Annotated in this window: 8 protein-coding genes; all 8 read left to right on the top strand. The window is 69.5% G+C overall.

All coding sequences use genetic code 11. The features are described 5' to 3' along the window. Positions 1 to 316: ABC transporter permease (locus ABTZ43_RS03070; RefSeq protein ID WP_350537775.1), on the top strand; the 316-nt coding region annotated here is incomplete at its 5' end. 143 nt (positions 317 to 459) lie between these two features. After that, complete coding sequence (locus tag ABTZ43_RS03065; RefSeq protein ID WP_056419707.1) at positions 460 to 1,293, top strand: ParA family protein; 834 nt, start codon at positions 460 to 462, stop codon at positions 1,291 to 1,293. After that, entirely contained in the window at positions 1,277 to 2,098 is an 822-nt protein-coding gene (locus ABTZ43_RS03060) for a segregation and condensation protein A (protein ID WP_350537774.1), read from the top strand. Before ABTZ43_RS03065 ends, ABTZ43_RS03060 begins: the two co-directional genes overlap by 17 nt. Then, complete coding sequence (gene scpB / locus ABTZ43_RS03055; RefSeq protein WP_350537773.1) at positions 2,088 to 2,690, top strand: SMC-Scp complex subunit ScpB; 603 nt, start codon at positions 2,088 to 2,090, stop codon at positions 2,688 to 2,690. The genes ABTZ43_RS03060 and scpB overlap by 11 nt, the downstream gene beginning before the upstream one ends. Continuing rightward, the gene (locus ABTZ43_RS03050) at positions 2,687 to 3,475 is read left to right on the top strand and encodes a pseudouridine synthase (RefSeq protein ID WP_056418702.1); all 789 of its coding nucleotides are present in this window, start codon (positions 2,687 to 2,689) and stop codon (positions 3,473 to 3,475) included. Before scpB ends, ABTZ43_RS03050 begins: the two co-directional genes overlap by 4 nt. Next, on the top strand, positions 3,472 to 4,617 hold the full coding sequence (locus ABTZ43_RS03045; protein WP_350537772.1) for a prephenate dehydrogenase: 1,146 nt from the start codon (positions 3,472 to 3,474) through the stop codon (positions 4,615 to 4,617). Before ABTZ43_RS03050 ends, ABTZ43_RS03045 begins: the two co-directional genes overlap by 4 nt. Further along, on the top strand, positions 4,610 to 5,284 hold the full coding sequence (gene cmk / locus ABTZ43_RS03040; protein ID WP_056418700.1) for a (d)CMP kinase: 675 nt from the start codon (positions 4,610 to 4,612) through the stop codon (positions 5,282 to 5,284). The genes ABTZ43_RS03045 and cmk overlap by 8 nt, the downstream gene beginning before the upstream one ends. Further along, positions 5,277 to 6,815 (top strand): ribosome biogenesis GTPase Der, encoded by a 1,539-nt coding sequence (der, locus tag ABTZ43_RS03035; RefSeq protein WP_056418696.1) that lies wholly within the window; start codon positions 5,277 to 5,279, stop codon positions 6,813 to 6,815. Before cmk ends, der begins: the two co-directional genes overlap by 8 nt. Positions 6,816 to 6,940: the final 125 nt, after the last annotated feature.

Below are 6,940 nucleotides of genomic sequence, written 5' to 3'. Positions count from 1 at the left end.
CACCCTGCTCTCGGTCATGGAGCGCATCGGCGAGATCGGCCTGCGTCGAGCGCTCGGAGCGACCCGTCGGCAGATCGGCTCGCAGTTCATGGTGGAGTCCGTCGTCATCGGGTTCATCGGCGGTCTGATCGGCTCAGCGCTCGGCGTGCTCGCCGTGATCGTGGTCGCCGTCGTGCAGGGGTGGACTCCGGTCACCGATCCGCTCGTCGCCGTGGCGGGCGCCCTGCTCGGGGCGGTCGTCGGGTGGGGGTCCGGGTGGTATCCGGCCCGGCGCGCGGCGCGGATCGAGCCGGTGGAGGCACTCCGGGGCGGCTGAGCGCGTGCGGCTGCTGCCGCGCGCCGAGGCACGGGTCGACAGGGCTCCCGCTAGACTCGTTCAAGCACGACGGAGCAGGAGAATCGGTGGCTGAGAACGCGGCGAAGTCCAGGGTGAAGACGTCGAAGACCGACGACACCCCCATGGGACCCACCGGGCGTCCCTATCACGGTTTCGCGACCCCCGAACCGCTGGCGTCGCACGGCCCGGCGCGCATCATCGCGCTCTGCAACCAGAAGGGCGGCGTCGGCAAGACGACCACCTCGATCAACCTGGCCGCCGCGCTGGCCGAGTACGGACGCAAGGTGCTCGCCGTCGACTTCGACCCGCAGGGGGCCCTGTCGGCCGGTCTCGGCATCCAGACGCACGATGTGCCGACCGTCTACGACCTGCTGCTCGACACCAAGCGCGACGCGCACGACGCGATCGTCCACTCCGGCGTCGCGGGCCTCGACGTGATGCCCGCGAACATCGACCTGTCGGCGGCGGAGGTGCACCTCGTCAACGAGGTCGCCCGTGAGACGATCCTCGCCCGCGTCCTGCGTCAGGTGGCGGGGGAGTACGACGTCATCCTCATCGACTGCCAGCCCTCGCTGGGGCTGCTCACCGTGAACGCGCTCACCGCCGCGCACGGTGTCATCATCCCGCTCGAGTGCGAGTTCTTCGCTCTTCGCGGCGTCGCCCTGCTCATCGAGACGATCGACAAGGTGCGCGACCGCCTCAACCCGTCCATCACGATGGACGGTCTGCTGGCCACGATGTACGACCCGCGCACGCTGCACTCCCGTGAGGTGCTGCAGCGCGTCGTCGAGGCCTTCGGCGACGATGTGCTGGAGACCGTCATCGGCCGCACCGTGAAGTTCCCGGATGCGTCGGTCTCGGGTGTGCCCATCACCGAGTTCGCTCCGGAGCACGCCGCCGCCCAGGCATACCTGCGGCTGGCGCGGGAGCTGGTCGCCCGTGGCGCTGTCGCCTGACGAGAGCCTCGCACCTGACGACACGACGGGATTCCGGGTCTCGCTGTCGAACTTCGACGGACCGTTCGATCTCCTGCTGAATCTCATCTCGAAGCATGAGATGGACATCACGGAGGTGTCGCTGAGCGCGGTCACCAACGAGTTCATCGCCTACCTCCGCGAGCTCGACGACGACGAGGAGCTCGACCAGGCGTCGGAGTTCCTGGTGGTCGCGGCCACGCTGCTCGACATGAAGGTCGCCGGCCTCCTCCCGCAGGGCGAGCTGGTGGATGCCGAGGCGGTGGCGCTGCTCGAAGCCCGTGACCTGCTCTTCGCACGGCTGCTGCAGTACCGGGCGTTCAAGGAGGTCTCGGCGTGGTTCGCCCGCTGCCTCCAGCGCGAGGACCGGCGGCATGTGCGGGCGGTGCGCCTCGACGAGAAGCACCGTCGGAAGACCCCGGAGCTGGTCTGGTCGCTGAGCGTCGACGACTTCGCCGCGCTGGCCCTGCTGGCGTTCACGCCCAAGGAGATCCCGCATGTCGGGCTCGACCACCTGCACGCCCCGCTCGTCAGCATCCGCGAGCAGGCGGCGATCGTGGTGACCCTGTTGCGCGCCGCAGAGGCGGTGAGCTTCCGCGAGCTGGTCGCCGGAGTGAGCGAGCCGGGAATCGTCGTCGCTCGCTTCATCTCCGTGCTGGAGCTGTACCGCCACGCGGCGCTCTCGTTCGAGCAGCTGGAGCCGCTCGGCGAACTGACACTGCGCTGGGCGGCCGATTCGTGGTCGGACGAGACACTCGCGACCCTGGGAGCCGATTATGACCGATGATGTGACCGGACCCGTGACGGATCCCCCCGCGACCGAGTCTCCGCTGGCGGAGCGGATCGAGGCGATCCTGCTCATCATCGACGAGCCGATCGGGCTGATCGCGCTGGCTGCGGCCGTGGGATCGCCGGTGGCGGCGGTGCGTCAGACGATCGAGACGCTCGTCGACGACTACGACGGCAGAGGCGCAGGCCCGCGCCGCGGGTTCGAGCTGCGTGAGGTCGGGGGCGGCTGGCGTCTCTACGTGCGCGACGACCACGACGACCTCGTGGCCGAGTTCATCGGCGGCCAGGCGCCCGCACGCCTCTCGCAGGCGGCACTCGAGACGCTCGCGGTGATCGCCTACAAGCAGCCCGTGACGCGCAGCCAGGTCGCCTCCATCCGCGCGGTGAACGTGGACTCCGTGGTGCGCACGCTGCTCGCCCGCGGCCTCATCACCGAGATGTTCGCGGACTCCGAGACCGGCGCCATCAACTACGGCACCACGGATGCGCTCCTGCAGCATCTGGGCATCAACTCGCTCGACGAGCTGCCCCCCATTTCTCCTCTGCTCGACGACGGTGCAGACGGCTTCGACGAAGGGACCATCCGATGAGCGGCTTCGAGACACCCGAGGGCGTCCGCCTGCAGAAGGTCCTGGCTGCCGCCGGGGTCGCCTCGCGACGGGTCGTGGAGCAGTACATCGTCGAGGGCCGGATCAAGGTCAACGGCGAGACCGTGACCGAGCTCGGACGCCGGATCGACCCCGAGACCGATCTCGTCGACGTCGACGGCACCGCCGTGCAGCTCGACGTGTCGAAGCGCTACGTGATCCTGAACAAGCCCACGGGTGTGGTCAGCAGCATGCGCGATGAGAGCGGCCGCCCCGACCTGCGCCGATTCACCGACGACTACGAAGAGCGGCTCTACAACGTCGGGCGACTGGATGCCGAGACCAGCGGTCTGCTCGTGCTGACCAACGACGGGGAGCTCGCGCACGTTCTCGCGCACCCCTCGTTCGGGGTCACCAAGGTCTACATCGCGAAGGTCGACGGCGCGGTCACGGCTCAGACGATCTCGCGGCTCACCAAGGGCATCGACCTCGACGACGGGTTCATCGCGGCCGACAAGGCGCGCCTGCTCGACACCTCGCGCGGGTCGAGTCTCGTCGAACTGACGCTGCACTCCGGGCGCAATCGCATCGTGCGGCGCATGCTGGCCGCCGTCGGCCACCCGGTCACCGAACTCGTGCGTCGGCAGTTCGGTCCGCTGCACCTGGGAACGCTCCCGGTCGGGAAGAGCCGTGAACTGACTAAAATCGAACTGGGCGCGCTCTTGACTCTGTCGCGCCGTGATTCCGGTGTCGCCGCGGCGCCAGGCGAGCAGCAGGAGAACGAGTGACCGATACGACGAGTGTGCCCACGGGGGCTCGGAGTTCCGTCGCGCCGCGAACTGCGGCGAGGCTCTCCGGCACCGTGCGCGTCGTCGGCGCCGGCCTGCTCGGCTCGAGCATCGGCCATGCGCTCCGCGCGAAGGGCGTCGATGTCGTCCTCGCCGACACATCGCCCGCCCAGCTCCGCCTCGCCGTCGACTACGGTGCGGGCCGAACCGCCGCCGACGATGACGCTCCCGTGCTCGTCGTCGTCGCCGTCCCCCCGGACGTCACCGCCGACGTGATCGAAGCGGAGCTGACCCGCTTCCCGGACGCGGTGGTCACCGATGTGGCGAGCGTCAAGCTGGAACCGTTCCGCAGTCTGCAGGACCGAGGCGTCGACCTCACCCGGTACATCGGCTCGCACCCTCTCGCCGGACGAGAGCGCGGCGGCGCGATCTCGGCACGCGCCGACCTGTTCATCGGTCGTCCCTGGGTCGTCTGCCGCGACGCGGACACCCGGGCGACGGACCTCGCGCTCGTCGAGGCGCTCGCGCTGGATGTCGGCGCCATGCCTCTCGAGATGACTCCCGAGGAGCACGACCGTTCCGTCGCGCTGACCTCGCACGTGCCGCAGGTGGTCGCGAGTCTGCTCGCCGGGCGACTCGCCGTGGCCGACGAGGGCGCTCTGCGGCTCTCCGGTCAGGGCGTGCGCGACACCACACGCATCGCGGCATCCGCGCCCGAGCTGTGGGTGCAGATCCTCGGCGCGAACGCCGCGCCCGTCGTCGAGATCCTCGACGCGCTGGCAGCCGACCTCCGTGAGGTGTCGGAGGCGTTGCGTGCCCCCGAGGCGCCGGGCGCCCGGCGCGTGGTGGCCGAGACCATCCGGCAGGGCAACGACGGCGTCGAACGGCTGCCGGGCAAGCACGGCCAGAACCAGAGGTTCGAGTCCCTGGTCGTCATGATCGACGACACCGCGGGGCAGCTCGGCCGGCTGTTCGGGGAGCTCGGCGAGCTCGGCGTGAACGTCGAGGATCTCCGCCTCGAGCACTCGCCCGGTGCGCAGTTCGGTCTCGCCGAGATCAGCGTCGACCCCGCTGCGCTGCATGGGGCGATCACCGGACTCCAGGAACGCGGCTGGCGGATTGCAGGTACGACCAATGACTGACTTCATCGCGATCGACGGACCCGCAGGTTCCGGCAAGTCCAGCGTGTCCAAGGCCGTGGCCCGAACGCTCGGATTCGGCTACCTCGACACCGGATCCGCCTACCGCGCACTCGCCTGGCACGTCCTGGATCGGGGTGCGGACACGGCGGATGCCGGAGCCGTCCTCGCCGCGGTCGCCGAATTCCCGGTGCGTCTCGGACTCGATCCCGATGACCGTGCAGTGCATGTCGGCGACGTCGACGTCACCGACGCCATCCGCGAGCCGGCGGTCTCGGGCGCGGTGAGCGGTGTCGCCCGGGTGCCCGAGGTGCGAGAGCAGGTCAACCGTCTGTTCCGTTCCCTCGTCGCCGAGGCGCCGTATCCCGCGGTCGTCGTAGAGGGCCGTGACATCACCACGGTGGTCGCTCCGGACGCGCCCGTGCGGATCCTCCTGACGGCAGCCCCCGAGGTGCGCGCCGCGCGCCGTGCGGGCGAGCTCGCAGGGGAGAACGCCGAGGCCGTGGCCGCCGCACTGCACAAGCGAGACGCATCAGACAGCGCCGTCGTCGATTTCCTCAACGCCGCAGAGGGCGTGGAGGTCGTCGACTCGACGGAGCTCGATTTCCCACAGACCATCGACGCCGTTCTCTCGGTGATCGAACGAATCCGAGGAGTACACCATGGCTGACGACGAATACGACCCTTCGACAGGCTCAGGGACCGGTGTCGATCGGCTCGCCGAGAAGATGGAGTCGCTCGACGAGCAGCTCGCCGAGGCGCGCGCCGAGACGCTGCGCGCCGGCCTCGCCGACTACGACCTGGATGACGAGGATGCCGCGCTCCTCGCCGGCATCACGATGGGCGAGGACGGCATCCAGTTCTTCCCCGCCCTGCCCGTCGTCGCGATCGTCGGTCGACCGAACGTCGGCAAGTCCGCGCTGGTGAACCGCATCCTCGGACGCCGTGAGGCCGTCGTCGAGGACACCCCCGGCGTGACGCGCGACCGTGTCACGTACAAGGCGGAGTGGGCGGACCGCCGGTTCTCGCTCGTCGACACCGGCGGATGGGAGCCCGACGCCCGTGGCATCGACCGCTCCGTCGCCGCGCAGGCGGAGGTCGCGATCGACCTCGCCGACGTGGTGCTCTTCGTCGTCGACGCGATGGTCGGCGCCACGTCGACCGATGAGCACGTGGTCAAGCTGCTGCGCAAGAGCGGCAAGCCGGTGTTCCTCGTCGCGAACAAGATCGACGACGCCCGCCAGGAGCCCGAAGCCGCGGCTCTCTGGAACCTCGGACTCGGTGAGCCGCATCCGGTCTCGGCCATCCACGGCCGTGGCGTGGCGGACCTGCTCGATCAGCTGCTGAAGACCTTGCCCGACGTCTCGGCCGTCGCGAAGGCGGAGATCGGCGGACCGCGTCGTGTAGCGATCCTCGGTCGACCGAACGTCGGCAAGTCGTCGCTCCTGAACAAGGCGGCGGGCGAAGAGCGCGTGGTCGTCAACGACCTCGCCGGCACCACCCGCGACCCGGTCGACGAGGTCGTGGAGCTCGGTGGCAAGCTGTGGCGCCTGGTCGACACCGCCGGCATCCGTCGTCGCGTGCACATGGCGCAGGGCGCCGACTTCTACGCGTCGCTGCGTACCTCGGCGGCGCTCGAGAAGGCGGAAGTCGCCGTCGTGGTGCTCGACGTGTCGGAGACCATCAGCGAGCAGGACGTGCGGATCATCGACCTCGTGCTCGAGTCCGGTCGCTCGCTCGTTCTCGCGTTCAACAAGTGGGATCGTCTGAACGACGACGACCTCGAGAACGCCGACCGTCGGCGGTACCTCGAGCGTGAGATCGAGCAGGACCTCGCCCACGTGGCATGGGCCCCGCGCGTCAACATCTCCGCGAAGACGGGTCGTCACCTCGACAAGCTCGTGCCTGCGCTCGAGACCGCCCTCGAGAACTGGGATCGACGAATCCCGACCGGCAAGTTCAACGCCTTCTTGGCCGAGCTCGTCGCCGAGCACCCGCATCCGCTGCGTGGCGGCAAGCAGCCGCGCATCCTGTTCGGCACCCAGGCGTCGACGCGCCCGCCGACGTTCGTGCTGTTCACCACCGGCTTCCTCGACCCGGGATACCGCCGATTCATCCAGCGCCGCCTGCGCGAGCTGTACGAATTCGACGGCACGCCGATAGTGATCAACATGCGCGTCCGCGAGAAGCGCCAGCGCTGAGTCGGTCCGGACCCGATCGCCTCGACGCGACACTGTGCCCGCGCGGATCCGCGCGGGCACAGTCGTACGCGCGGCCAGTCCGGTGTCCGCGGTGTCGCGTCGTGCGGTGTTCCGACGTGTGTCCT

This window comes from Microbacterium sp. NPDC097977 (assembly GCF_040302605.1).
Taxonomy (GTDB): domain Bacteria; phylum Actinomycetota; class Actinomycetes; order Actinomycetales; family Microbacteriaceae; genus Microbacterium.
This window is presented reverse-complemented; position numbering and strand designations above follow the sequence as displayed.

Excerpts from the sequence above, each read along its gene's own strand:
- ABTZ43_RS03065 (WP_056419707.1), top strand. The coding sequence starts at position 460 with ATGGGACCCACCGGGCGTCCCTATCACGGTTTCGCGACCCCCGAACCG.
- ABTZ43_RS03050 (WP_056418702.1), top strand. The coding sequence starts at position 2,687 with ATGAGCGGCTTCGAGACACCCGAGGGCGTCCGCCTGCAGAAGGTCCTG.
- der (WP_056418696.1), top strand. The coding sequence starts at position 5,277 with ATGGCTGACGACGAATACGACCCTTCGACAGGCTCAGGGACCGGTGTC.
- scpB (WP_350537773.1), top strand. The coding sequence starts at position 2,088 with ATGACCGATGATGTGACCGGACCCGTGACGGATCCCCCCGCGACCGAG.
- cmk (WP_056418700.1), top strand. The coding sequence starts at position 4,610 with ATGACTGACTTCATCGCGATCGACGGACCCGCAGGTTCCGGCAAGTCC.